At 59.0% G+C, this 26,336-nt stretch carries 26 protein-coding genes and 2 pseudogenes; 8 read left to right on the top strand and 20 right to left on the bottom strand.

All coding sequences use genetic code 11. The annotated features are described in order from the left end of the window. Positions 1-6: 6 nt before the first annotated feature. From DY926_RS16945 to DY926_RS00110, 7 genes are all read right to left on the bottom strand, one after another. A complete protein-coding gene (locus tag DY926_RS16945) occupies positions 7-2,007 on the bottom strand; it encodes a hypothetical protein (protein WP_148707717.1) in 2,001 nt (666 codons plus the stop codon). 36 nt (positions 2,008-2,043) lie between these two features. Then, positions 2,044-2,925, bottom strand: coding sequence for a flagellar motor stator protein MotA (motA, locus tag DY926_RS00135; protein ID WP_116701513.1), 882 nt, complete (start codon positions 2,923-2,925; stop codon positions 2,044-2,046). Positions 2,926-3,056: 131 nt separating this feature from the next. Further along, a complete protein-coding gene (locus tag DY926_RS00130; protein WP_116701512.1) occupies positions 3,057-4,145 on the bottom strand; it encodes a flagellar motor protein MotB in 1,089 nt (362 codons plus the stop codon). Between the two features lie 17 nt (positions 4,146-4,162). After that, the gene (locus DY926_RS00125) at positions 4,163-4,927 is read right to left on the bottom strand and encodes a hypothetical protein (protein ID WP_116701511.1); all 765 of its coding nucleotides are present in this window, start codon (positions 4,925-4,927) and stop codon (positions 4,163-4,165) included. Between the two features lie 250 nt (positions 4,928-5,177). After that, positions 5,178-5,597 (bottom strand): flagellar export protein FliJ, encoded by a 420-nt coding sequence (locus DY926_RS00120; RefSeq protein WP_241502960.1) that lies wholly within the window; start codon positions 5,595-5,597, stop codon positions 5,178-5,180. After that, positions 5,597-6,979: a flagellar protein export ATPase FliI gene (gene fliI, locus DY926_RS00115; RefSeq protein ID WP_186336025.1), complete on the bottom strand. Its 1,383-nt coding sequence runs from the start codon at positions 6,977-6,979 to the stop codon at positions 5,597-5,599. The genes DY926_RS00120 and fliI overlap by 1 nt, the downstream gene beginning before the upstream one ends. Positions 6,980-7,102: 123 nt before the next feature. After that, on the bottom strand, positions 7,103-7,930 hold the full coding sequence (locus DY926_RS00110; RefSeq protein ID WP_116701509.1) for a DUF1217 domain-containing protein: 828 nt from the start codon (positions 7,928-7,930) through the stop codon (positions 7,103-7,105). A 427-nt stretch (positions 7,931-8,357) separates the two neighbouring features. On the opposite strand from DY926_RS00110, the gene DY926_RS00105 reads away from it, so the two are divergent. Continuing rightward, the gene (locus tag DY926_RS00105; protein ID WP_241502959.1) at positions 8,358-8,726 is read left to right on the top strand and encodes a hypothetical protein; all 369 of its coding nucleotides are present in this window, start codon (positions 8,358-8,360) and stop codon (positions 8,724-8,726) included. A 111-nt stretch (positions 8,727-8,837) separates the two neighbouring features. Here the strand turns inward: DY926_RS00105 and DY926_RS00100 are convergent, their stop codons facing one another. The 3 genes from DY926_RS00100 to DY926_RS00090 all read right to left on the bottom strand — a co-directional run bounded on the left by DY926_RS00100 (position 8,838) and on the right by DY926_RS00090 (position 12,404). Continuing rightward, positions 8,838-9,929 carry a flagellin gene (locus tag DY926_RS00100; RefSeq protein WP_116701508.1) on the bottom strand — a complete coding sequence of 364 codons (1,092 nt, stop codon included), beginning with the start codon at positions 9,927-9,929 and terminating at the stop codon, positions 8,838-8,840. 20 nt (positions 9,930-9,949) lie between these two features. Then, the gene (flgK, locus tag DY926_RS00095; protein ID WP_116701507.1) at positions 9,950-11,488 is read right to left on the bottom strand and encodes a flagellar hook-associated protein FlgK; all 1,539 of its coding nucleotides are present in this window, start codon (positions 11,486-11,488) and stop codon (positions 9,950-9,952) included. 175 nt (positions 11,489-11,663) lie between these two features. Next, entirely contained in the window at positions 11,664-12,404 is a 741-nt protein-coding gene (locus DY926_RS00090; RefSeq protein WP_116701506.1) for a flagellar hook basal-body protein, read from the bottom strand. A gap of 364 nt (positions 12,405-12,768) precedes the next feature. Between DY926_RS00090 and flgG the strand changes: the two genes are divergently transcribed. From flgG to flgH, 3 genes are read left to right on the top strand one after another with little or no spacing between them, the layout of a single operon-like run. Continuing rightward, positions 12,769-13,554, top strand: a complete 786-nt coding sequence (gene flgG, locus DY926_RS00085; RefSeq protein ID WP_186336024.1) for a flagellar basal-body rod protein FlgG — start codon at positions 12,769-12,771, stop codon at positions 13,552-13,554. A 46-nt stretch (positions 13,555-13,600) separates the two neighbouring features. Further along, positions 13,601-14,578: a flagellar basal body P-ring formation chaperone FlgA gene (gene flgA, locus DY926_RS00080; RefSeq protein ID WP_116701545.1), complete on the top strand. Its 978-nt coding sequence runs from the start codon at positions 13,601-13,603 to the stop codon at positions 14,576-14,578. Between the two features lie 54 nt (positions 14,579-14,632). Beyond that, complete coding sequence (flgH, locus tag DY926_RS00075; RefSeq protein ID WP_241502964.1) at positions 14,633-15,337, top strand: flagellar basal body L-ring protein FlgH; 705 nt, start codon at positions 14,633-14,635, stop codon at positions 15,335-15,337. Positions 15,338-15,457: 120 nt separating this feature from the next. On the opposite strand, the gene fliP is transcribed toward flgH, so the two are convergent. From fliP to fliF, 6 genes and pseudogenes are all read right to left on the bottom strand, one after another. Further along, entirely contained in the window at positions 15,458-16,177 is a 720-nt protein-coding gene (gene fliP, locus DY926_RS00070) for a flagellar type III secretion system pore protein FliP (protein WP_116701503.1), read from the bottom strand. Positions 16,178-16,259: 82 nt separating this feature from the next. Continuing rightward, positions 16,260-16,625 carry a flagellar biosynthetic protein FliO gene (locus DY926_RS00065; RefSeq protein ID WP_116701502.1) on the bottom strand — a complete coding sequence of 122 codons (366 nt, stop codon included), beginning with the start codon at positions 16,623-16,625 and terminating at the stop codon, positions 16,260-16,262. Positions 16,626-16,627: 2 nt separating this feature from the next. Beyond that, entirely contained in the window at positions 16,628-16,984 is a 357-nt protein-coding gene (gene fliN / locus DY926_RS00060) for a flagellar motor switch protein FliN (RefSeq protein WP_116701501.1), read from the bottom strand. A 17-nt stretch (positions 16,985-17,001) separates the two neighbouring features. Next, the gene (locus tag DY926_RS00055) at positions 17,002-17,763 is read right to left on the bottom strand and encodes a hypothetical protein (RefSeq protein ID WP_241502957.1); all 762 of its coding nucleotides are present in this window, start codon (positions 17,761-17,763) and stop codon (positions 17,002-17,004) included. Beyond that, complete coding sequence (gene fliG / locus DY926_RS00050) at positions 17,760-18,812, bottom strand: flagellar motor switch protein FliG (RefSeq protein WP_116701500.1); 1,053 nt, start codon at positions 18,810-18,812, stop codon at positions 17,760-17,762. Before fliG ends, DY926_RS00055 begins: the two co-directional genes overlap by 4 nt. Before the next feature lie 2 nt (positions 18,813-18,814). Next, positions 18,815-20,271: pseudogene (gene fliF, locus DY926_RS00045) on the bottom strand (flagellar basal-body MS-ring/collar protein FliF). Here fliF and DY926_RS17740 point away from each other — a divergent pair. The 3 genes from DY926_RS17740 to DY926_RS00035 all read left to right on the top strand — a co-directional run bounded on the left by DY926_RS17740 (position 20,245) and on the right by DY926_RS00035 (position 22,789). Next, positions 20,245-20,610: a hypothetical protein gene (locus DY926_RS17740; protein WP_241502966.1), complete on the top strand. Its 366-nt coding sequence runs from the start codon at positions 20,245-20,247 to the stop codon at positions 20,608-20,610. The pseudogene fliF and the gene DY926_RS17740 sit on opposite strands and share 27 nt — an antisense overlap. 432 nt (positions 20,611-21,042) lie before the next feature. Then, positions 21,043-21,681, top strand: coding sequence for a bactofilin family protein (locus DY926_RS00040; RefSeq protein ID WP_148707716.1), 639 nt, complete (start codon positions 21,043-21,045; stop codon positions 21,679-21,681). A gap of 157 nt (positions 21,682-21,838) precedes the next feature. Beyond that, positions 21,839-22,789, top strand: a complete 951-nt coding sequence (locus DY926_RS00035; RefSeq protein ID WP_116701498.1) for a MotE family protein — start codon at positions 21,839-21,841, stop codon at positions 22,787-22,789. Positions 22,790-22,827: 38 nt separating this feature from the next. On the opposite strand, the gene DY926_RS00030 is transcribed toward DY926_RS00035, so the two are convergent. From DY926_RS00030 to DY926_RS00020, 3 genes are all read right to left on the bottom strand, one after another. Then, positions 22,828-23,556, bottom strand: a complete 729-nt coding sequence (locus tag DY926_RS00030) for a DUF6468 domain-containing protein (RefSeq protein WP_116701497.1) — start codon at positions 23,554-23,556, stop codon at positions 22,828-22,830. A gap of 63 nt (positions 23,557-23,619) precedes the next feature. Next, on the bottom strand, positions 23,620-24,819 hold the full coding sequence (gene fliM / locus DY926_RS00025) for a flagellar motor switch protein FliM (protein ID WP_241502956.1): 1,200 nt from the start codon (positions 24,817-24,819) through the stop codon (positions 23,620-23,622). A gap of 51 nt (positions 24,820-24,870) precedes the next feature. Then, positions 24,871-25,404: a flagellar basal body-associated FliL family protein gene (locus DY926_RS00020; protein ID WP_116701495.1), complete on the bottom strand. Its 534-nt coding sequence runs from the start codon at positions 25,402-25,404 to the stop codon at positions 24,871-24,873. 256 nt (positions 25,405-25,660) lie between these two features. Between DY926_RS00020 and DY926_RS00010 the strand changes: the two are divergent. Then, positions 25,661-25,810 (top strand): annotated as a pseudogene (locus DY926_RS00010) (transposase); the annotation flags it as partial. Between the two features lie 15 nt (positions 25,811-25,825). Here the strand turns inward: DY926_RS00010 and DY926_RS18080 are convergent. Continuing rightward, entirely contained in the window at positions 25,826-26,224 is a 399-nt protein-coding gene (locus DY926_RS18080; RefSeq protein ID WP_408886015.1) for an IS5 family transposase, read from the bottom strand. Positions 26,225-26,336: the final 112 nt, after the last annotated feature.

The following is a 26,336-nucleotide window of genomic DNA, read 5'->3' as shown; positions in this document are numbered from 1 at the left end:
CCGGGGTCATGCGGTAATATTGATCCCACTTCCGGCGTATGTGCGGCCAGCCCCTGTGGCTGCATCGCTGGTGCCGCCATCAATGTCAACTCCTCCCTGGGCCGGGGAGACAAATCCGCTCCCCCACGCACTACCGGAAAATGACTGTCCGCCATTCTGCCCGGCACCGTTGCCGGACATGCCGCCCGAGGCACTTCCGTCATACGTAGCGCCATTACCGGCCCCCTGATCATTGAGGTTGGCGCCGTTATCTGTCGCGGCCACCACGTCAATCTTCAGCTTGTTGACCTCCATGCCGGTCGCCCCCAGCGCCGTAACCAGTTCATGCCTGTTATTGGCAAGGTGACGGGCGGTGGCTTCATCCTCACTTTGCAGGACAATACCGGTTGTGACCCCATCCGTCCCTTCGAGATGAACATGAACCGGCGTTGAGTCCCCCGTCATGATGGTCATGGAAACAGAAGTCCGGCCATCGGCAGAGCGCGAAATGCCAGGGGAAGATACAAACTGGCTACTGACCTCATCATCCCCGTCCGCCTGGTTGAGCGTCTGGGTCGCTTCCGTATCCGCTGTCTGTCCCGCATGCTCGATGGAAAAGGCCGTCGGGGCGGACAGGTCAGAGGACAGGGTTATATTGGTCGGTGTCGGGGCATCCGCCTTCTGTGTGTCTTCGCCCCTGTCATCCCCGGACATTTCGGAATGATCGGACAGACCACCCTGCTGTTCCGCACTTGCTACCGCCTCGCCCGAGGGAGCGGTAACGGCATTATATCCGGTCGAGGCGGTATGGTCCGGCGATGCCGACAGCGATGCCAGCCCGTCCCGGCTGTCCATGCGGGCGGATGTTTGTACCGTGACATTGCTGACACTTGCGGTCTGGGAGGACTGCGAGGCGGCCGTACCATCACCGGTCTGCACAGACTGGGCCGATGGGGCAGTAGTGGTGGTAGATGACGCGGCAGAATGGATGGACGCGAACCTGCTACTGGATGACAGGGGGGCGGCAACCGCACTCCCTGAAGCATTTACCGGCACCGTCGCCTGCCCGACGGCAGCCTGCACAATGTCCGCGCCCGCTGTGGCCGTGCCAGGTGTGTTGGCAGTCGCGGTTGTGCCAGGGGCGGGAATAGATGCAGTGTCATTCCCCTGCGCGGCAGCGGCAACCTGCGCCTGCTGTGAGGCCAGCAGGGACTTCTCTGCCCTGGCACCACCTTGGGAAGCTGTCGATTGTGCAGCGGTTGGCATCGACTGGGCGGATGGGGCGGCTTGCGCCCCACCGGCTGAAGCCAAGGTCGTCATGATGGCGCTCAGCGCCGCACTGGCGGACAGGATCGTTCCGGCCTGCGCCGTGCCTGATGTCATGGTGGCGGCACTGGCGGTTCCGGCCGCTGCTGTAGCCGATGATCCAGTCGAGTTAGGGGCCTGTGTGGTCGTGACTTGTACGGGCATGACCGTCTGGGCCAGCATCAGGGCGGGCCACCCCTGCATGTTCTGGATCTGCTGGCCTGCATCCGCAGCAGGATCGCTGGAGGACTGAACACTATTCGCATCCTGACCCTGCGTGGTGTCCTGCGCCGATGCCGATTTAGGGGAAGATGCATCATCTTCCTGATCTGATAGCGAAAGCTGGAACGTCGGGACCTGTGCGCTGTTCTGCGTGTCCGCACTTTCCTGCGCTGTCTTGTCCGCAGCGGTCGGGGAAGAAGATGATTTTGTCCTGTTCCCCTGCCCTGACGGGTCTGACACCATCGTGGACGTGGCCCCGGTCGCGCTGGAACCGGAGCGGGCATGAGTCTCATGCCTGTCGCTGCCCCGCTCCCCCGAAAACCCACGGACCATTGCCCCGAAGGAGTTCTTTTCCTTTCCGGTCCGCTTTTTCGAGACAGGAGAGGACGCAGCCGTCGTGGTCCCCGCCTTCTGTGGCGTTGCGATGTTCAGCCGGGATGACAGGGATGCTTCCTGTGCCGAGTTGGGAATGGTCGAGGCTTTCGCCACCGTAATACCCATTAGATACTCCGTGCTCCTGGCTGCATCCCTGCCCGGTCAAGCTGTTCCTGTCGGCGGGTTTGCTGATTCCGAAAGAAGGGAATCAAGTTCACTGAACGTAGGCATGAAAGCGTGCGGTATATCCTTACGCCCGATCTCAGCACTGACCTGCGGTGGATTTCCCTGCAGATGGGCCACAAGGACGATCCTGATAATATCCGGATAGCGACCATCCTGCATTATCACATCCCGCATCCTTCCCGCCAGTGGGGCCACGACACCATAGGACAGGAGCACGCCAAGGAAGGTACCTACAAGCGCGCCACCAATCATGGCGCCCAGAATGGCCGGAGGCTTGCTGATCGAGGCCATGGTCTTGATCACGCCCAGCACGGCGGCCACGATACCCAGCGCGGGCAGGGCGTCGGCAATGCTCTGCAGGCATTCCGACATGTGCAGCTTTTCCGTCAGGTTCTTCTTGAGTTCACGCGCCATCACCTCGTCCAGCTGATAGGCGTCACCCATGTTGAGGCTGACCAGGCGGAGATAGTCGCAGATCATGTTGCGAACTTCGATATCGTCACGTACGCCGGGGGACAGGGCGAAGATGCTGCTCTCGGCAGGGTTCTCGATATGCTCCTCAAGCGCCATGTTACCCTTGGCCTGCGCAAGGCGCGTGAACCGGAAAAGCGTAACCAGCAGTTCCAGATAGGCTGCCTTGTCGTACCGCGCGCCGCTCAGTGTCCGCTTCAGGAAGCCGGGAGCCTGCTTGAGGGCTTCCTTGGAATTGCCCATGATGAAAATGCCAAGGGCCGCCCCGACAATCGTCAGCAGTTCGAAGGGCATGGACTTGGCCAGGGGCGCGAGCGCCCCGCCAGACGCTACAAAGGAACCAAAGACACAGAGCAGCGCAAAGAAGAGCCCCCCGAGGAAAAGCATTTAGCAGTCTCCACTTTCATCCACTTGGGCCGCATGGCAGAACTTCCCCCAACGGCGGTTTACAGTCTTTCTACGCAAGATTGCCCGGCTTTGATAGCAAGGAACACCCATTGTAATGTGTGTTGCCCTGTTTATTTTGGCGCGACCGTGCCGGTTTTTCCGTCAGGTTGCGCCGGTGCCGCAACAGGGCTGGCGCCGGTATCGGGGGTGATGGCGGGCTCCGGGGTCGGATAGCGTTTGTGCAGGATGATCACGACCCGTCGGTTCCCGGCTGCCGAGGGATCGGACGGGATGGCCAGTTCGCGATCGGAACGACCTGAAACATCCAGAATGTTTCGGTCAGGATATCCCGCGCGCACAAGCACTTCGCGCGCATGGTCGGCGCGCAGCGCGGACAGGGTCCAGTTGGACATGCCGCCCTTGATGCCTGCCCGGTAAGGGGCGGCATCCGTATAACCGACAATCGATATACGCTCGGGCATGGTGGCCAGCCAGCTGCCAATCTGCATCAGCATCTGCGTGCCCACGCGATTGGGGGCGGCTGATCCGGTGTCGAACATCGGGGCATTGCTGGCGTCATGCAGTTCGATGCGGATGTCATCACGCTCGACATGAACCGACATATTGGACGCGGATGTCTGCAGTTCGGGATTTTCCTGGACCGCTTTCTGCAGGCCCGCAGCCATCTGCTCGATCTTGTTCTGCTCGTACGCCGCGGCTACCTGACTTTCACCGCCAACATAGCCCACGCTTTTGGCAGCACCACTCTTCGGCCCCCCGATCGGTATGATCGCGGGAGAGGACGGCGTAAGCTGCGTCTTGATGCCCCGCGTGATATCATCCGAACTGCTGTTGCCGGGAAGCGATGTACGGGGGCCGTCATGGCCTCCCTTATCACCCTCTTCTTCCGGTGCCACCGTCTTGCCATCTATGACACGCCGGATGACGGTGCCACCCGTAAGCGGTGACGGATCAACGTCAAGCATCGCATCGGTTGACTGGAGATGCGCACCCTTCTCGGCCATGGGATTGAAGAAGGCCGCGATGCCTGCACGTTGCTCATCGGTGGTTGCGTTGAGCAGCCACATGACAAGAAAGAACGACATGAGCGCGGTCATGAAGTCACCATAGGCGATCTTCCATGCGCCCCCGTGGTGACCGCCCTGCTCGTCGTCGTCACCCCGTTTGATTATGATGGGGTGGTTATCGTTTTTTGCCATGTGGTGTTACCGCAGTCTCATGCGCCCTTGTATTGTGCCGTACCCACACGACATGACGGATTGCCACGGAACGAGGCGCGTCCGGCATGTGTCAGGGAGATGGACGTATCCACCCAGACTTCTCCCCCGATCTCGCGCCAGCGACGGCAGAAGGTGAAGTCTTCGCTCAGATAGGTTCCGGTGTCAGGGTCAATGCTGCCATCAAACAGGGCATGATACTGGCCGTCCCCCTCGCTGCCGGGGGCGTCGATACGGCGGTACGCCGTTTCCGGGTAGCTCTTGACCATCATGGCGACAGCCTTGCGGCTGATCATCATGAAGCCTGTCCCGGCATAATGGGTCTTGAGGAGCGGCCCCTTCTCCCATGTCTGGTGCATGGCTTCCGTCTCGCCAACATAGCGCAGGGAAGCCGTTTCCTGTGCTTCGCCATGCAGGATGTTTTCCTGCGTGGCCTTGTCCCAGAAGCGGTCACGGATCGGATACAGGCCGGCAATGATATCCTTGTCCGCCGCCAGAAGACGGGCGGGCGCTTCCGCCGGGAAACCGATATCGGCATCAACAAACAGGATGTGGGAGGCGTCGGACAGCACCAGGAATTTGTGCAGAAGGGTGTTGCGTGCCCGGGAGATCATGGCGTCATCGCCCAGCAGGGAAAGCGTCATCGGAACCCGCAATACACTGGCGCAGGCGACTATGGATTCCATGTATTCCTGTGTGACCATGCCACCGAAACATGGCGTGGCGATAAATATCTTCGCATCCGGCTGCTGTGACTGTTGCATGTACTTTCCTAATTCCTCATGGCCATTGATATAACCGGATCACATCAAATACGATTATATTGCACCCCTCTTACAGGAAGCGATAGCGGGCGCTTTGCAGTTTCTCAAGGACCAAACATGATAAAGGCCGCAATAAAGCCCCTTTGACCGTAACGGATGGCAGTGCCAGCAGAAAATGCCCACACGAATTCACCCTGCCACCGAAAATGGCAGGGTCATGAACCCCGCACGCTGCAAAATGCGGGCGGCCCTAACCCATCCTGTTGCGTCGGGACAGGTCATCAATTTCCGTCTGTTCCCGGCGCGCACGGGTTTCCGCTTCCTCTTCAAGCCGCCTGTCCATTATGGCCTGCGCGGCTTTCTGGGCGGCGTTGGCCTGTATGAGCACTTCACGCGCCTGATCCGATACCTGACGGGCGGCGGAAAGGGCCTTCTGGGCCTGTTCCACAGCATCCCTTCCCGCTGGCAGCCAGGTCCGGAAATCATCCATCGACACCTGCCCGGAAACGGCCCGTTCCTGCTCGCTCTCGATCAGGGCACGCCGTTTTTCCACCAGGTCCAGCGCCGCATTTTCCTTGCCCACGGCTTCGGCCAGAGCCGTTTTTGCCTGATCGACTTCCGTCTGCCTCAGCCGGATCAGGGCCTGCAGTGCCCGCGTTCTGGCGTCCATCAGGATGCTGCCTGTGGCGGCGGCACAAGGGCACGCGCCAGCGCCTCAAAACTCTCGGGCAGCGTGGCCCTTTCGTTACGGGACTGCTTCAGCACATCCTCGATGGCGGGTGCCACGCGAATGGCCTTATCCACCTTGGGGTCATTCCCGGCACGGTAGGCGCCAAGGCGGACCATATCCTGCATCTCATCCCACGAGGCCAGGTCGGAACGTGCTTCCTGCACCAGCTTGTTCTCCTCGGCGGAGTTACATCCGGGCACGGTTCGCGACAGGGAGCGCAGGACATTGACCGCTGGGTAGCGGCCCGCTTCCGCGATCCGCCGTTCCATGACGACATGCCCGTCGAGAATACCCCGCACCGCATCGGCTACGGGCTCATTATGGTCGTCACCTTCAACCAGCACCGAGAACATGGCCGTAATCTGGCCCGCCTTTCCATCCGGCCCGACCGCACCCGGACCGGCACGCTCCAGAAGGCGCGGCAGTTCGGCAAACACGCTAGGGGGATAGCCGCGGGTAGCTGGTGGCTCGCCCGATGACAGGCCGATTTCGCGCAGGGCCTGACAGAAGCGGGTGACACTATCCATGAGCATGAGCACGGACTTGCCCTGATCGCGGAAATATTCGGCGGTGGCCATGGCGGTATAAGCCGCCTCCCGGCGCATCAGCGGCGATGAATCAGATGTCGCGACCACAACGACCGATCTGGCCAGCCCCTCGGGGCCAAGGTCGTCCTCAATGAATTCCCGTACTTCACGGCCACGTTCACCCACCAGGGCAATCACCGCGACATCACAGGCCGTATAACGGGCCAGCATGCCCATGAGGGTGGATTTACCGACACCGGAACCGGCAAACAGGCCCAGACGCTGCCCCTGCCGGCAGGTCGTAAACAGGTTGAGAACCCGTACCCCGAGGTCAATACGCGGGCCAAGCCGCGCCCTGCGTGCTGCTTCTGGCGGGGGCGCATGCAGCCGCTGTGGCGTTCCATCGGGTGGCAATGGACCTTTTCCATCCATGGGGCGCCCCATCGGGTCAATGACACGGCCCTGCCAGCCATCATTGACCAGCAGGGTACCACCCGCCCGGCGCTTTCTTTCGGATGGATCAAACAGGCTAAATGTTGCCCGGCAGCCGGACCCGACCCCTTCGAGCGATCCGTACGGCATGGCGATAGCGGTCTCACCCCGAAAGGCTACAATCTCGGCCTCGGTTTCACGCCCGTCCAGCCCGAGTATAGATACACGGTCACCCACCCCGGTAAAATCGGCCAGCCCGCTAAGGGAGACGGACAGGCCAGACAATGCTGTCACCTGCCCTTCCAGAACACCAACAGGCACGTCATGGCGTGGGGTTGCGACAGCTTCCCGGATTGCCGTCATAATGTCGGGAATGCCCGCCATCATGTCCGCAGCTACCGAGGCCTGTGCTGGCTCCGTGCTCATCGGCGCCGACTATGGCGGCAGCCTGTGATTTCTCTGGACAGCATGCCCGCCTGTCCAGCCTTAGAAAAGACCAGAATAGAGGCTGCTGGACGAGGAGCCATTCGTATCAAACAAGGCTATAATGCCTTCATCGCTGTTATCGCCGCCAAACAGGTCCAGCATTGTCGTCGGCTTGTCCGGGGTCTGCGGGTTGATCTGGAGCATGGCGAGATACTGCTCGGCATATTTCTGGATGCCAGCAGAGGTCGAGAACTTGCTCAGGTCAACCTTCTTCGTCAGCATGCTGACCTGCTGGTCGTAATCCAGCGCCCCGAATTCATCAGGGTCGTAGCCAGAAACCGTTTCCACCACTTTCAGCAGGGTCGAGTCCGACATGATTTTTGAAAGCGTCGTGTCACTGGTCATCGTACGCGTGAAATAGAGCGCGTTGCCAACCCCGTTATCCTGATTGGCAGTATCGTCCTCGTACTGGGTTTCCTCGAACTTCGAGACGATCGAGCTGATCGTGTCAGACGTGAATGGCGTGGCACTGGCCGTTCCGCCATTTTCACCCCAGGTGCTGAACGCGTCGGCAAAAGCCAGCCATGTCGCGTTACCCGATGACTTCGCAAGCGATTTGGATGATGTGGGGTCCTGCGTCAGCAGATCCTTGACCAGCGCCGTCTCCCCCGAGATGGAGCCAAGACCGTACGCGCCAAGAACCACCTGCAATGCCGAGTAATTCTTGAGCAGGCCATCCGCCGATGTAATGGAAGCCGCGTCTTTCTCGAAACTGCTCACCTCGCGCCCGGTGGTGGCGTCCATTTTCGCATAATTCGTGGCTGCCGTACTTTCATCCTTTACGGCTGTAAGGTACGTGGACACCGGAGAGATATTGCTGATGCTCATCAGTTCAATCCTTCATTCGTGGTCCGCCACGCATTACCCAGCGTTTCTGGCAAAAACCGGCACACAAATTTCTTTCCTAACATATCGTCGGCGCCATGGGAACATGGGGCCGTACCTACCCCGGCAATCAGCCGGTTAGTGGGGAGCCGGTTTTGGTAGGCAGTCCCAAACGGGACTTTTTATTCACTCTCCACTCCCGTATCCTGTCTGGCCATGTTCCGGGAACAGATGCCTGTTTCCTGACTGCGATCCGCCGTTCAGATCAAGGCCCATTCCCTATATGCACAACAGCCCGATCCACCCCGAAAATCGCCCCGATAAGACGATCATGAAACCGCGCCGTTATGTCATGGCCACTATGGCAGTGCTGTTCAGCGCCGGCCTGGCTGGATGTGGGGCCCCCGCCAAGCCTTATCTGGATGAGGGAATGACACTGTCACAGGCGGGCTTTATCGCCCATGCAGCGGATACAACGGCGCGCTACGCCATGATGAACACGCTGCCACCGGGACAGGTGACATATCGTCCCTCACCCACCGGGCTTATCTATCTCTATGCCGATCCGATCGGGTGCGGTTGTGTTTATATGGGGTCCGAAACCGCTTACCGGACGCTGACCGGACTGATTGAATCATCCAATCAGAAAGGCAAGAAGTCCGCTCAGTTCCTACTGGATTTGCGCTCGATGGCCGCTGAAAACAGGCGCGATACCGCCCTGTGGGACTGGAGCGCATGGTCGTCCAATGCTGATCCGGGCGGGAACCAGCCGCGCCATGTGATTGGTGGGTACTGGTAAGTACCCACCATCAACCAGCCGCGACACATTCATGCGGCAGAAATGTCAATTATTTATAGATACTGTTCCATCCCGTTATCTGGATGGAACAGTTCAAATACCCCGTAACAATCAGATGTAATTCGCGAGCGACATGTTTTTCATGTCCGAAACAAGGGTATAGGACGCCTGCAATCTGGTATTGAGCGCGGATGTCTGCGTTGCAACCGCGGCAATATCCGCATCCCTGGCGGTTGAAAGCTGCGTTTCCAGCATGCTTTTCATGCTGGACAGCATGGTGCTCCGGGAAGTCAGGCTATCCTGCGTGACACCGATTGAAGATTCCGTATTCGTCAGCTCGGAAATCGTGCTCTGCAGGGACGAATGGAGCTGGCTGACCAGATCGGCATACCCTGTTGTGGAACTGTCCATTCCAGACATGGAAGAGACCACCATCATATCGCGCATCAGGTCGCGGATAGGGGAGCCGGTCGTGGGGGAGGTCGATGTGGATGATGTTCCACCCGTTGCCTGCGTTGCCACAATCCCGAGGTCGGCCGTCGTGTTGCTGCCTGTCAGGACAGATTTCTGCAGTTTGCTCGCATCCGTGGCACTGACCGACAGGTTGGATGAAAACACGGAAACGCTCGACGTGTTATCCGATGCCGCATCCGTAGCACTCTGCATGACAGACGATGCGCCTGCCGTGCTGAGCGTGCTGACAATGCTGGCAATTTCCGTCGCCAGGGTGCCACTTGAAATCGAGGACGTATCCTTCACCGGCGGCACATTCGTATCCTGCCCGGCAAAGACGTAGCCCGTACCATCAGAGGTATTGAGGGTGGATGCCAGATCCGTCAGCGCGGTCTTGGCCTCTGTCGCGACGGTCGAGACCGAACTGCTCTGGGTCGTGCCGGAGATGCTCAGGATGTTTGAATCCAGGGTCTGCGCCAGCGATACGATCTGCTGCACCGCACTGGCCGAGATGGTCAGGCTGCTCTGGGCGCTGGAAACATTGGTCTGCCACGCCTCGACCTGTGTGATCTGGGGCGTGATGTCGAGGGCTGACGTGCGGTTCGAACCCAACCCGGCATAGGTTTCCGACAGGGTCCCCGCCGAAGTCTCCCATGAAAGGGTTTCCTGGGTCTGCGCCATATTCTTGATGCCGGCAGCGAGAATCAGAGACGCGCCGGCATCACCATACTGACCGATAGAAGTACTCATAACCGTCTCCCCCTGCCCGCCTAGTCGATCGCTTCAAGCAGTGCGCTGAACATGGACTGTACAGCCGACACGACCTTGGCATTGGCGGTATACGCGTTTTGCAGTGAAACAATCTTGGACATTTCGTCATCCACATTCACGCCGGAAACATTGGAGACACTGGTCTGCAACGTTGTCTGGACCGAAGTGGAGGAGGTCAGGCCATCACTGGCCTGCGCAATGGTCGAAGCCTGGTTGGATGTCAGGGACGTGGCCAAGGCCACCAGACCCTGCGTGCCCGAATATCCGGTGGACAGCGAACCTGTCGGACCCAGATCGACAGACGGTGCCTCAAGGGAATCATCCACATCATCACCGCTCGTTCCGAATCCATCCTTCAGAACTGCGGTAATGGCTGTGACATCACCCTGCGTCGTGCCACTGGTCGTCAGGGATGATGGGCTGCTCACATATGTCGAATTGACGCTCAGCGTTGAGGCCAGCCCCACGATACCGGCCGGCGTTTCCTGCGTCTTATCGGATGACGGCACGGAACCGGTCCCATCCGTGAACAGGGCAAGCCCGGCGCTGTTGAACCGCGTAGCCAGCGTATATGAGAATGAGTCAAGCTGCGCCTGCATCTGCGGATAGGTCTGGTCACGCAGGGTGATGTTGGCCCCAAGCGTGCCACCGGTCAGGTGCGAGGTGATATCCTTGCCGTCCAGCGTGATCCCGGGGATCTGCGACGAAGAATCCCCGGAACTGTAATACATTGCCGACGTAACAGACACGTCGGTCGTGGACAGCGGCCATGTCGAGGTAGGGAGGGTGACGCTGGTGTCATCCTTGCCCATCTGGTCCGGCCGTGTCGGGAGTTCGGTCCCGTCGGCGGTGCGGACGACCACGTCACCATTCGACGTTTCGGAGAATGTCACCGACAGTTCGGATGACAGGTCGGTCATGATCCCCAGCCGCTGGTTCTCAAGGTCGGCCGTATCCGCGCCGGTCGCCTTGAGGCTCATGATCTGCTTGGACAGCGCGCCGATGTTCGTGAGGTCAGAATTGATGCTCGATACTGTCGAGACCACATCATCCTCGGCCGTCTGGCGCTGCTGCGTATAGGTCGAGGAAAGGGTATTGATGGACGAGGTCAGGGACTGCGCGCTGGAAATGACGCTCGACTGCGCGGAGCTGTCCAGCGGGGTCGAGGTCAGTGATGTCAGGGCGCTCTGTACGTTGCCAAGCAGGTCGGAAAGTGTATCCGTGCTGCCCGAATCAGCCGATGTCGACCCCTGCAGGGCCGATACCGCCGCCAGTGAATTGCTGGTCGCGGTATAGGACGCAACCTGGGCATTCTGGTTATACAGTGCCTTCTGCAGGGCGTTGTTCACGTTCAGTGTCGTCGCCGCGACATGAACGCCCGTCCCCCTGCCCCCGGCTACGGCCGAGGATACATTGGCCGTTTCGCTGACATATCCCGACGTCCCCGAATTCGAGACGTTCTGGGACGTTACGGCCAGCTCATAATCAATCGCGCTCAGTCCGCTATTGGCTATTGATAGCGATGATCCCAGATCCATGTCATTCCCCGCACGCCGGTCACGGCCATGTATTCCCATGTAACCAGAACAATGTATGCCGGGCGTTAATGGTGATTACAAGACCTATCGCATTCTGGCAGCATTTCGGAAAGCGGGTAAGGACAGGTCTCCCCCTCAATACATCGACATGTTCTGAAATGGATTACGTAGCGTGTCAGGAACTCGGTTCGGTCGTGATCTTGTCGATCGCGTTCATGAAGCGGGTGGATTCAGTCTGTACAAGCTGGAAATTCAGGTCGTAATCCCGCTGGATCTCGACCATGTGCGTGGTCTCGTTAATGGAATTCACATTGCTGGACTCAAGCATGCCCTGCCGTATTTCCGTCTGGGCGACGGCATGGGTGCGGGTCGTGGGCTTGAGCAGATAGGCCCCTTCCGGCTGCAGGGTGTTCAGGTTGTCCACGGTCACGATGCCGATATTCGCGATTCGCCCGTCTTCGGTTGACATCGTCCCATCCGCGGCAACCGATACGACCTCATCCTGCTGCGCGACAACGATGTTCTGCCCCTGCCGGTCAAGGAGGGGATTCCCCGCGCCATCGACAATCGTTCCATCCACGCGGCGGTGAAACTGACCGTTACGGGTCAGCCGGACACCCTGCGACGTGCGCACCGAGAAATAGCCTTCACCATTGATGGCGAAGTCCGTCGGGTTCCTCGTCTGCCGCAGCGCGCCCTGTATATGATCCTGATAGGTGGCGAGATCCTGCGTGAACGCCTCGTCCCGGCCACCGGACGGCTCATTGCCCTTCTGGTGGACAAGATACTGGGAGAATAGCTGCTTTGTCGCTTTGAAGCCGTCGGTATTGGCGTTGGCGAGGTTGTCCGCAGCCACATCAAGGGCACGTGTCAGCGTATCAATACGCGACAGGGCGATATATGTCGTATTCTCCAAATGCCCGTCTCCAGCTATGCGCGCGTTCCTGACGCGCGGCTGATCAGAACCCCCACCGGCATGGCCCGGCACCCCGCAACGGCTGCCTGCATCAAAGTCCGGTGAACAGGCCGATTATAGTGAATCGGCATCCCGACAGCAAGGCTCCACGCGGGCACGCATATTCCACCCACGACAGATCTGGCCTTCATCTTTTCAGAAAATCCCTTGCCATGATCGTAACGTGGTTTTACCTGTGTCTCAAGTATGCATGGCGCGGATGTGATCCGGCAGATATATCATATGTAGTATGTCATTCCATCCCGGCGAGTGTGATGGATGGCCATGAAAAGTGCACCACACCCCGGAGGCCCGTCATCCTATGATGCGTTCCCTTGATATCGCTGGCACGGGCATGCAGGCCCAGACAACGAATGTTGAGACGATTTCCCACAATATCGCCAACATGACGACCACGGGCTACAAGCGCCGCCGGGCTGAATTCCAGGATCTCATCTATCAGGATCTCCGCCGCGTCGGCACCATGAGTTCCGATACGGGTGACCTTGTGCCCGCAGGCGCGCAGGTCGGCCTTGGTGTCCGCACCGCGGGGATCTACCGGATCAACGAACAGGGCACGCTGGAGCAGACCAGCAACGCCCTCGATCTGGCGATCGAAGGGCGCGGATATTTCCGCGTGACGCTGCCTTCGGGCGAATATGCCTATACCCGTGACGGCACCTTCTCCCTTTCCGATGACGGCACCATCGTCACGGCTGACGGTTATCCCCTCAGCCCGGATATTTCCCTGCCGAACAACGCCGAAAACATCACCGTGGACCAGACCGGGCAGGTTCAGTACACCGTGTCGGGCACGACCACGGCGCAGGTTGCCGGCCAGATCCAGCTCATTACCTTCCAGAATGAAAACGGTCTGGCCGCAATGGGTCAGAACCTGTTCGAGGCCACGACCTCATCCGGTGACCCGATCACCGGCACCCCGCAGAGCACGGGCTTCGGGTCCATCCGTCAGGGCTTTGTCGAGGAATCGAACGTCAACGTCGTGACCGAAATCACGGACCTGATCACCGCCCAGCGCGCGTATGAAATGAACAGCAAGGTCATCACCGCTTCCGATGAGATGCTTCAGACGCTGACAAACCTGAAATAACATGCATTTGCGAGCAGCAATCGCCCTAGCGGTCGCCGCAGGCATCGTGACTTTTCATATTCCGGACGTTTCGGCGGCAACGCTGCGCAACACGACAGTCATCACCAGCGATAACGTAAGGCTGTCGGACCTGTTCGCTGATCTGGACCCCGGGCAGGACCAGGTAATCGGCCCCGCCCCCGCCCCCGGTGGCAGCATCCATGTAGGGGGGCGGCAGCTGATCGCCATTGCCGACCAGTACGGCGTTGACTGGCTTGACCAGTCACCCTCGGCCCTCGCGACAATCACCCGCTCCGGCCGGGTGCTCGATCAGGATTTCTTTGTCAACCTGATCAGGAAAAGCGTGCCTGACGTTGGGAACGGCCCTGTTTCCGTTGATCTTGTTGACTTCCACCCCATGATTGTCGCCCCGGATGACCAGAAGCCGGTCATCCTGACGGATATTGACTGGGACCAGAAATCAGGGCGGTTTTCCGCCACGGTTTACCGTACCCACCCTATCGGGGATGTCACGCAGGATTCATTCCTGCTGATCGGGACTGTGCATGCCTCCCAGACCACGCTTGTCTTCACGCATCCCCTTGCCGCAGGTGCCACGATCTCATCTCAGGATGTGCGTATCGGGGAAACCAGCACCGAGCATACATCGGGCCGGGTATTTACCGATGAAACCGAAGTTGACGGCATGACGCTCGTGCATGATGTCGCCGCCGGGGAACCCGTGATGGACCGGGACCTGCACCGGACCATACTCATGCACAAGGGCGATCCCATCCTGATCGTTTACATCGTGCCCGGAATTCGGCTGACGGCGACCGGGAAGGCACTGGAAGATGGCGGCGCCGGCCAGTACCTGCGCGCCCTTAACATGGCCAGCAACATGATTGTGACCGGACGGGTGACCGGTCCTTCGCAGATCGAGGTTGAAACCGGGTCTGGCGCGGTTCCGTCCGACCCGAACATGCTACGACGTCTGGCCACATCCAACCGCACGAATACGCGGGCAAACCTGTCGCTTCGGTAATCGCCAATGTCCTGGAGAGTTCCTTTGACCACACGCCGCCTGTCTGGCGCCATAATGACCGGGTTGCTGTTCCTGTCCGGATGTTCCGGCCTGTCCGAGGTCAGCGAGATGGGCCATCCGCCCCGCATGACCAGAACATCGGACCCGACGCAGGCGCCTGACTACCGGCCCGTAACCATGCCCATGCCCCCCCTTCAGGCCCCGCCAACCGAGGTGGGAAGCCTGTGGCGGCCCGGAAGCCGCGCCTTCTTCAAGGACCAGCGGGCATCGCAGGCCGGTGACCTGCTGACCATCAAGGTCGAGATTGCCGATAACGCCGCCCTGACGGATGATACATCCGCCAGCGGCAGCGGATCGGAAGATTTCGGTATTCCCAGCCTGTTTGGCTTCAAGGGCAAGGGTGTATCGCATCTCACCAACTCGGATGCCCTGAGCACAAGCAGCGCCAGCGCCAATCTTGCTGCAGGCTCGATCCGCAGGAACGAAACCGTCACCCTTACCCTGGCCGGGACGATTACCCAGGTACTGCCCAACGGCAACTTTGTCGTTGTCGCCCGTCAGGAAGTCCGCATCAATGGCGAACTCCGCCAGCTCATGGTCAGCGGTGTGGTCAGGCCCCAGGATATTCTGGAAGACAATACCGTCACCCACGACAGGATTGCCGAGGCCAGAATATCGTACGGTGGTCGTGGCCAGTTGACCAAGATCCAGACGCCGCGATATGGGCAGCAGGTGCTTGATAGCGTCCTTCCGTTCTGATCCGGAACAGAAGCCACCAGTCCGAAATACAAGAACCTCAGCCCGGCATGGCCTCAGTCATGCCGGGATAGTCTGATCTGTGGCTCAGGATGAACCCCTACCCATGTGTCATGGAAGGTTTCATCCCCCGAAGCTTCTGACCAGCCCCCCTGCCACCATCTGCCATCCGTCAACCATGACGAAGAAAATCAGCTTGAACGGCAACGAAATTGTGGCCGGGGGCAGCATCATCATGCCCAGGCTCATGAGCACGCTTGATGTCACGATGTCGATGACAAGAAAGGGCAGATAGAGCAGGAAGCCCATTTCGAAGCCCCGGCTCAGCTCACCAATCATGAACGCCGGGATCAGCACCCGCCACGGCATGGCCGCCGGTGTGGTGGGGGGCGCGACATTTGCCAGATGCAGGAATGTCGTCAGATCGGCAGGCCGGGCATTCGCCAGCATGAACCCCCGGAAAGGCTCGGCCGCTGCCGCCAGCCCCTCCATTTCACTCACCCGGCCATCCATCATGGGGGCAATCCCCTGATCCCATGACTGTTGAAGCACGGGCTGCATGACAAAAAACGTCAGGAACAGCCCCAGTCCGATCAGTACCGTATTGGGCGGTGTACCCTGCGCCCCGATCGCCCCCCGCAACAGGGACAGGACGACGATGATCCGCGTAAACGCCGTCACCATGACCAGCAGGCTGGGCGCCAGCGAAAGAATTGTAATAAGGGCCGTCAGCTGGATCAGGCGGCTGGTCGTGCCTGCGTCCCCCGTCCCCTTGCCCAGGTCAACCGTCAGGGACTGCGCATGTGCAAGCGTTGGCATGGCCGCCAGAGCGATAACGCCCATGACGCATGCAAACAGGCCCCATGCTCTGGCGGCTCTTCCCGTAAGAGACGGATATGTCAACGCGTTAGCTCCACTATGCGTATCACTTTGCTGGATTTTCAAAGGAAGTGGTTGGCGGCGTGGCGTCCGCGCACTCTATCCAGCCCAGAAACACGTCATTGCCTCCCCCGGTCAGGATCAGCCCCTTTTTCTCACCGCATTTTATGATGCTGATCCGGCGGCGCTGATCCAGCGCCAAGCTCTCGACTATGGCAAGATGGCGCGTCTGGCGCCGCCGCGACAGGTAGGGTTCAAGAAACTGCAGGACGTAGCGGCTCAACAGGATGAGCACGATGACGATTGCAAATGACGTAATCCACGTCACCCATGCCGGGCCGAACGTTCCCATCCCGTATGTGAGGGAATGGGCGTGGCCGGCCGGAACACCTGTCGGGGGGATGGCGTCCATGCCTAGCCCGTTGTGGGCGAGGACGACAGGATTTCCGTCATCGTGACACCAATATGGTTATCGTCCACGACAACAACCTCACCACGGGCAATCAGCCGGTTGTTCGCATAGATATCGACCGCTTCCCCCAGTTTCTTGTCCAGTTCCACGACCGCGCCGCGCCCGAGCCTGAGCAGCTGGCTGACCGGCATGGTCGCCGTGCCGATGACAGCCGTGATCTTTACCGGAATATCATAGACCGCCTCCATCTGGGCGGGGCCAGTCTGGTCCTTCGCCTCTGCCGCGTCCGCTGCGGGCGGGGCGTCCGAAGGAGTGGAAGTGAAATCTTCAAGTCCGATATCCGCGTTGCCTGTGCTCATGGTTCTCTCCGCCTGGTCTATGCTTTCTGCACGTTCCGCCCCCCCCGCTGCTCCGCGAGGGCTGTAACGGCGGCAACAATTTTCTCCGCAACAGCTTTACGCCACTGTCCGGGGTCAATGACGATGGTGTTCGCTGCTGATGTAATACGTATCGTATCCTCTGCGGAACCCTGCACCGCCTCTATCTTGACGGCAGGGTTGCCCCGCAGGAGGGTCGCCAGGCGTTGCGCATCGACCGCACTGCACCGGACCCTGACCGGCCCGTCACATTCCTTGACGAACGCAACCGCATCAAGGATCAGGTCCCGCTGCATGCCGGCCACGATGGACCCGTCCAGCGCCGTAAGGTTCCGCACGATGTCCACAACCGTCATGAGAAAGGCTTTCGCCGCCCCCATCATGATCTGGTTCCGACGCTCATTCTCTGCCTTGAATACGTCTGTAAGGGAAGACAGGCAGTTGGCATAATGCTCCTGAAGCGCCTGCTCGCGGTCCTGTTTCCCTTTTTCAAACCCGGCCTGAAATGCGGCCGCACGGGCGGCATCGGCTTCCTCACGCGTCATGGTGACAAGGTTCGGATCAGGCTCGGGCGGTTCCGGCTCCGCCTCGGCCTTTGCGGCGAGGCTGTCCGCCACCGTCATGGGGACGATACCGAAATCCTCGATATCCGCCAGTTCCCCAAGCGGCGTACCCGCCCGGGTGGCAGATGTCTTGTCCGCCGCCTTGTCCGTCGTGGCCTGCGTCGGTGACGCAGGGGAGGAAACCGGTCTGCCGGTCACGGGATGATCTCATCATTGCCGCCGTTTTCGGCAAGGTCGATTTCGCCCGCATTCGCCATGTTCTTGATGGTGGCGACGATTTCCGTCTGGGCGGCGTCGGCATCCTTGACGCGGACCGGGCCCAGTGCCTCGATTTCTTCCAGAAGGATGTTCCCCGCACGTTTCGACATGCACTGGAGGAACATCTTCCTGACCGTTTCCGAAGCGCCCTTCAGTGCCAGCGGCAGTTTCTCGCGGTTGACCTCATTGACAATCCGCATGAGGGAGACATGGGGCAGACGCTTGATGTCCTCGAAGGTGAACATGAGCGCCTTCACCTTTTCCATATCCTCATGATTGCGCTTGTCCATGGACGCCATCAGGCGCGTCTCGGTCTTGCGGTCAAAGTTATTGAAGACTTCAGCCAGCAGTTCGTAGCTGTTGCGCTTGGACGAGCGGCCGAGCGAGGAAATGAATTCGGAGCGCAGCGTGGCTTCCACGCTGTCCAGCACTTCCCTCTGCACCGTTTCCATATGCAGGACACGCATCATCACATCCGTGGCGTAGTCTTCCGGCAGCAGCGCGAAAATGCGCGCAGCATGCGCGGGCTGGAGCCTGCTCAGGATAACGGCGGCCGTCTGCGGATATTCGTTGCGCAGATAATTGGCGAGTACCGTCTCCTGCACATTGCCCAGCTTGTCCCACATCGTCCTGCCGGCCGGACCACGGATCTCGTCCATGATCTTTTCCACCTGCTCTTCCGGCAGGGCCTTGCGCAGCATTTCTTCCGTGGTCTCGTAAGTGCCGACAAGACCATCGGACGATTCAAAGTTGCGCGTAAACTCGTGGCAGACGGCTTCCACAATATCGGCCCGGACAAGGCCAAGCCCCGCCATGGTAACGGAAATATCGCGGATCTCGTCCTCATGCAGCTGTTTGAGCAGCTTTGCCGACCTGTCGCGCCCGACGGCCAGCATGAGGATGGCGGCCTTCTGCCGTCCGCTCAGGTGAACGGTGACAGAGGGAGGGGGAGCGGCATCGGCAAGCGGGGTTACAGCGGGTTCTGCCATGTCTAGCTTCCCTTCGGCGGTTCTGGCGCGGCCAGCCAGTTCCGGATGATAAGAACACTCTCCTCGGGGCTGGCCTCGATACGGTCAGCAACCTTCGTGATCGCTTCCGCACGCATTTTCCCATCGACACCATCAACACTGATCGTGCCATCATCAGAGAGCACGGCGCTGCTCAGTGCGCCATCACCACCTTCTATGCGGGCAGCATCCGCCGCCCCCTCACGAACATGGCCACCGGCAAGGGCGACCCCGCCAATCCCGCCACGGCGCAGCATGGGCCGGATGGCGATGTAGATGGCACCCAGCGCCAGAAGAAGGGGTATGACCCATTCCGCGATATAGATAAGGGTATCACGGTTCCACAGATTGCTGGCCTGTGCCGGGAATGCGCCTTCGGCATCCGGCATGAACGGCATCGAGACGACATTGACCTCGTCCCCGCGGGCCTTGTCGTAACCGATCGCCGTTTTTGCAAGCGTCGTGATCTGGCCGATCTTGGCATTATCGAACGGCTGCCAGACTTCCTTGCCATCCTTGGCCTTCGTGAATGAACCATCGACCATGACCGCAAGACTGATGCGGGCCACGCGCGGGCGTGTCTGGCTTATGACACGGACGCGCTTGCCAATCTCGTAGTTGTTGGTCTCGTCTTCCCGATCTCCGGTCGATCCGGTCCTGTTATCCTGATTGGCGTTGGCATTGGGCAGGTTGTTCCCCACCGTCGTGTTCGGGTTCGCCTCGGTATTGACGGTCTTGTCCGAACTGGTCTGCTGGGAGCGGAGCACCTGCTGGTTGGGGTCGTAGCTCTCATCCGTTTCACGGATTTCATCCGTATCCATGGTGACTGCCGCACGCGCACGCACATGGCCCGCCCCCAGGGTGGGGGTCAGCATGTCTTCCACGGCCTGGGCCAGCCGCTGTTCTTCGGCATGGCGGAGCTTTTCAAGCGAGGTTTCCTGTCCCGTCGCACTGTCCGGGTCGCCGGGGCGGGCCAGAACATCGCCACGCGTATCAACGATGGAGATGCTCTGCGGGCGCAGGCCCGGAACGGCAGCGGCCACCAGGTTCTGGATGGCCTGGATGCCATCGGGGCTGAAACGGCCGGTCCGGCCTATGTCAAGGACGACACTGGCCTGTGACGGACTGGTCTGGGTCGAGAAAAGATCACGATGCGGCAGGACAAGATGGACCCTGACGTTACGCACCCCGTGCAGAAGGCGGATGGAGCGTTCAAGCTCCCCCTCCATCGCCCGGGTCTCGTTGATCGTCTGCTCAAACTGCGTGCTGGTGAGCGTGCCGCTCTTGTCAAACAGTTCGTAACCGATCGCCCCCCGCTGGGCAGTCCCTCTTTTGCAAGGAGCAGCCTTGCGCTGGCCACCTTGTCATGAGGAACATACAGGCTTGTTCCATCGGGACTGGTTGTGGAGGCGATATGGGCCTTTCCCAGTTCATCGACCATCTCGGCGGCTTCGCTAAGGTCGATATCACTGTAAAGCAGCGACATGGACTGACCGCCGCTACGGAAGACAAGGAACCCGAGTGTCGAAAGAAGAACCGCCGCGGCAACCCCCAGCGCGATCAGTCGCGTGCGCCCGAGGCCTTTCAGGCTCGCCAATATATTCTGCATAAGGGAAAGCGCTACTTTATTACGTCACGAGAACAGGAAGCCAAAAAATCCTCCGGCGCTTTAACCATTCGATACCCCTGCATCTCGCCTTGCCACTGCGTCAATCATACCCGCCAGCGCAACATGGGAGTAATCAGGGTGCATGATAACGATGCCTGCACCATAAGGTAAGGCAGAAAAGGACCGTCCGCGGCAAAAAGCAACCCGGGGAAGGACCGGATTGATTAACTATATTTTAACCGTGGCATCGTTACACAGTGTTACGACTTTGTTCTGCTGTTCCGCGCCACGGTCCCGCCAGCGTATTACGGCCCAGCCGTGACATCCACGCAAGCCCGGACCATGTCCTTCTACTGAGGCCATTAGTGTACACCAGACAGAAAAAGGTTCCCCTGCAGGGATCAAATTTATTGCATGGCTTGACACGAACAGCTACTTCACATCATCAACACTCTGTGCGGCGCCTGAACTTTCAGGTCACATGAGTAACCGGCACAAGGCGTCTGGTATAAAGGCGGCCCGAACGCAGGTTATGAATGGAGCCAGACCGTCAGGAATGGGCGTGCGGGCATGGTCAGGCAGGAAAGTCCTAAGGAAAACGGTATGAACGACGGTGATAACGTGTTCGGCAAGGCGTCTGAGCCAACCCAGACCATACTCGCCCAGGGGCTGAATGTCGCCAACCTGGAGTGCGAGACGGACACCCCCATCATCGTAGGTGGTTCCGTACGCAATGCCCGCCTGCGTGCCCCGACGGTCGATATTCTTGAATCCGGCATCGTCTCCGGCGAACTGCTGGCCGATGAGGTCATCATTCGCGGGCGGGTGGAAGAGGCCGTGATCCGGACAAAGCGGTTTTACGCCAGCGCAACCGCGAAGGTGGAGAACTGCACCGTCGTGCTGGAAGGTCATACCGGCTGTGGCATTCACAAGGATGCCGAACTGACCGGGGAAATCAGGCTCGTAACGTCCAGTTCCGCCCCGGCAAAAGCGCAGGGTGCCAGCAAGGTGGCGCCCCAGCCCGCCGCAGCCCCTGCTCCCGATGCGCAGCCTGCACCCGCTGCGAACACCACGGTGGCGCCTGAAAATTCCACGAATACGGTCCCGTACCAGTCCGTGGATGAAGGCAAGGCTCCCCAGCCCCCCGTAACGGACTGGGACAACATGGACGAAGCCCTGCACTCTGCCGCAACCGCGGATGGCCATGTGGTTCTCGTGGATCCGGGTCAGGATCCGGAGTAACCGGAATAAGCCAGAGGGTACAAGCAGCGTGGACCAGCACCAGCAAGGCACTGCCTGATGGCCCGCATTTGGTTCATATGACTATACATGTCTCCGGTTTCTCCCGGAGACATTGCTTGTGGCGACCACCAGAAAACCGCAAGTGGACCAGACTGTAATGCTCATACCCCGTCTGTCATTCGGGAAACTTGTACATATTTCGTCCAGCCTGATGACACTGCTGCTGGCAATGAACATGCATGCCCTGGCCGGACACCTGAAGGATGGCGGCGATACACAGCCTGCCCCCCAGCCCGCGCAGAACGAAGCGCAGGCGGAAGAGGGAGCAGAAAATGGTGCGCCTGCCGATACCACTTCCATCCTCCCGCCGCAGCATGTCAGCACCAAGGCAGACAGGAACGCGATTGAAGGCTGGATACCCCTCCTCCAGTCCGATGACGCCAGTAATGGCGATGCACAGGCCAAGCAGAACTCCCCGGGTCCGAAACAGGGCATGACGGATGGAGACTGCCGCAAGGGTCTGGCCTGCGCCAGCATGCAGTCAGCGGCCTCCAAGGCCGGGGGAGATTTCGACCCGGAAGTCAGCAAGGCTGAAGCGGATCTCGTCAAGGATATCCTAGCCCGTCAGTCCGACATTGCTAGCGAACAGAAGGACATGGCAGAACAGAAGCATGTTCTGGATGCCGCCAAGACCGCGCTCAATGAAAAGATGCACGATCTGGATACTTCCATGGCGCTACTTGCCGAAAAGCAGGCAGCTCATCGGGAAAACATGCTGGCTGACACTGACAGGCTGGTGAAGATATACGAAGACATGCCGCCCAAGGAGGCGGCTGCGGTCTTCAATATCATGGATATTCATGTTCTGGTTTCCATCGCCAACCAGATGAACCCGCGCAAGATATCCGCCATCATGGGGTCCATGACGCCGGAACGGGTAAACCTTGTCTCGCAGTTCCTGGCCGGTGTGCGCAGTTTCCGTCCCATCCGGGTTTCAGCCGTCACCGATGGCAAAGCTGATCCGGGCAGCGAGACCGGAACGGTGTCTTACTCGGCATCCGTCCAGCAGCAACCCGCACAGGGCCCGCTTACACCGTCGCGCCAGTAATTATATCTATATTGCGGGGAGTGCCGGTTTGCCGCGGCTTATCTGCCCTGATCGGACCAGACAGTCACCAGATCGGCCGGGTCTGCAAGAAAGGTTTTACCCAGTGCCCTCATATAGGGCCGGGTGCGTGTGACCGAGGCCGGGGCGGGAACGTTTATTGTATCCGCGAACATGGTCTTCCGGTTCGGATCATCCTGAGGCACCGGGGCTGCGGGCGTGTTGCCCTTTGAGACACCATTGTCGGCTTCGACGCCATCCGGGAAATGCGCCTCGGGGCGGGAAGTGGAGCCAGCAGTCTGCTCCGCCCTGTCCTGCAGGGTAGCTTCCGGGTTTTCTTCAATCTTGCCAGCCACATATCCCAGGCTGGCAGCCTTTTCTATCATCTCCAGACGGACTTCCTCAGCCTGCTCGATCAGGGTCTTGAGCTGCTTTTCCTGAGAGATGATCTGAGTAATCAGCACCTGAAGGCGATCGGCCGTCGTATCCGCCTGATCGGCCATGCTGTTGAGTTCCGTCCCCGTGATCTTGGCCTGCTCGATCATCTTGCTCAACGGACGGCCACTGACCTCACCGGCAACACGGAGCTTTTCAACCCCGTCTTCAGCACTCCGCACGCTGCTTTCCAGCTTCTGGACAAGCTCCAGAAGGCTGGTGCGGTCACGCCTCAGGTTCGACAGAACCCGACCGAGGTAGAAGCTGTATATTATTCCCAGAAACAGGAAGAACGACAGAACGACCTCAATGATCATCTGGATCTGTGTCAGCACTAGCGGGGCTCCAGTCTTGCTGAGGTTACGATACCACAGGCCGGGGAGAAAGGGGACGTGATCTTAAGCCTTGCTGGCCGCAGCATCGGGCGAGGCAGGAGCGGAAGCCGGAGCCGGAGCCGGTGCCTTTTTCGGATGGGTACTTTCAGCCGGCACCAGCCTTCTTTCGATTTTTACGGCTGCCTTACCATGCAGTTTTCCCAACCTTCCCTCAAATAAAGGTGTCTGGCCACACTGGAGCCTGACATGGATGGGGGTCCCACTCAGGTGGGGAAAGGTTATCTGCTTGCCGGGATGGAGGCTCAGAACTTCCGACAGGGGAATGACCTTTTCCTCGAACACGGCGGAAACCTGCGCATCGGTTTCAAGAATTTCGGATATGAGATGATCTTCCCAGATTGAATCCCGCCCGAACCTTTCGCCCATGAACTGCTGGGACAACTGGTCGCGCACGGGTTCAAGGGTCGCATAGGGAATGATGAGATCCATATTCCCGCTGCGGTCTTCCATATCGATATGCAGCCTGGTCATCACCACTGCATTCGAAGCCCGGGCAATCGCGGCAAAACGCGCGCTGATTTCGAGGCGTTCGAACGTCAGATCAATTGCGCATACGGGGCTGAACGCGGTCGAAAGGTCATTGAGTGTAAGGGTGATAAGCTTCTCGATCAGCGCCCTTTCGATGGCTGTATGGGGACGGGCCTCAACCCCCGCATGCCCGGTCCCGCGCGGCCCCCCCATCAGGATATCTATGATTGAATAGGACAGGGAGGAATCAACCACGATCAGGCCATAATTCTCCCATTGCACGGCCTTGAATACCGCGAACATGGAAGATGATGGCACGGCATTCATATAATCACCGAAGCGCATCGACTGGATGCTCTCCATCGTGATTTCAACGTTGTCATTCGTAAAGCTGCGCAGCGTGGACGACATGATCCTGACCAGCCGGTCGAACACGATCTCCAGCATGGGCAGGCGTTCATACGCCACGAAGCCGGCCTTGATGACCTGCTCCATGCCATTTGCTTCGCGGGGAGGTGCCGCACCAAATGTATTGCCCAGAAGACTGTCAATTTCGGACTGGTCCAGTACATGCCCGCCAAGCATGTCATGCTCGGACGCATCCGAAAGGGCATCGGCCGCAGGGTGATGCATGGCGATGTCTTCATGCGGCACATCATGCTGATCGCCAGCGACTGTTTCGTGCTGTTCGGCACCCTTTGGCGTGTCGTCTGCATCCTGCATGTCGTCTGTCACCACGAATTCCCAACTTCAGTACTTTTGTAGGTGTTCCGGCAGCCTTTAAGGCTACTGGACGAGCAACTCGACGAAATACACGTTCGTCACCTGCAGGGGTGCCAGATCCGTCCTCAGGCGGCGGATAATGGCCTCACGCAACCTGTATATCCCGTTGCCACGAATATCCTGGGGGCGCGTTTCATGCAGATATGTCTGGAACACATCCTGAATCTCGGGAATGGTGCTCTGGAGCGAGGCCTCATCGGTTGCACCGGCAATCTCGACCTTGGCTGTGATCTTGACATAGACAGGATGCCCGTCTCCGCTATCGAGATTGGAAACGATCGTCGGAATCCCCACCAGAACGGGCGGATGCAAGACTGCATCGGCTTTTTCCCCCGCGGTCTTGAACAGCTTGTCCTTCTCGACAAAGGTGATGCCGCTAATGAGAAGGATCAGGGCCGCCAGGCCCACGACAATCAGCTTTAACTTTGATTTTCCGGCGGTCCCCTTACGAGATGCTTCGACCCCGGCGGCTCCTGTCTCCTTGCCTGCTTCCCCCGCTGGGGAGGCGGGTGCGCCGCCGGTCACAGTCTCGCTCATGTCTAGTGTGGCTCCGGAATGATAAAATAATTGTTCAGTCCTTCAGTTTAACTACTCGGCCACGCCTACTCAATGCCCGGACGGATTGAAGATCGCGCATTTTAAGGTTTAGGGAAGATTCATCTCCTTCCATGCTATGTTACAACATTGAGCGCCTGATAGCTTAGAGGGTGTTATGTACTTTCGTGTCTGATTGATGCAGTAATGAGGGATAACGCCTGCACGCAAACCGTCTCTCTCAGATGAAGAATGATCTCTGGTTGTCCTGTATCTGGTCCTGATGCGCGAGGATGCGGAACAACGACATCACGCATTGCGCGAACTGTTCAATGGATTGCGTTACGTGATCCGCTACGGAATTGCATGGCACGCCATGCCGAATGACCTTCCGCCGTGGTCGGCGGTCATCTAGGCTCAGGACTCATTCCTTGAGATAGAAGATGAAGCTTGCTGCGATGTGGATTGCAGACATGAATGTATGAGCGCACCGGTCGCATCTGGTCGCTACACGTCGCCAGTCTTTCAGCTTTGCGAACATGTTTTCGATAAGATGGCGCTTTTTATACAGGTGCCAGTTGTAAGATGGCTTTGATTTCCGGTTCTTCCTTGGTGGAATGCAGGCGGTAATGTTCTGTTCGACAAGATATCGTCTGATCCGGTTGCTGTCATAACCCCGATCCCCGATGACCTCTTCTGTTCCTTCCGGCAGGTCCGTCAGGAGAACATCTGCCCCTTTGAAGTCACTGACCTGTCCCGCAGTCAGATGAAGCCGGACCGGTCGGCCCTGACCATCGCACACGGCATGGAGTTTTGAGTTCAGACCGCCTTTCGTGCGTCCGATATGGCGGGGAAAAACCCCTTTTTAAACAAAGAGGCTGCTGTCCGGCGTGCTTTCAGATGTGTCGCATCAATCATCAGACGCTTCGAACGGC

Source organism: Komagataeibacter melaceti (genome assembly GCF_003403295.1).
GTDB lineage: Bacteria > Pseudomonadota > Alphaproteobacteria > Acetobacterales > Acetobacteraceae > Komagataeibacter > Komagataeibacter melaceti.
The sequence above is the reverse complement of the archived record's forward strand: the minus strand, read 5'-3'. Positions and strand labels throughout refer to the sequence as shown.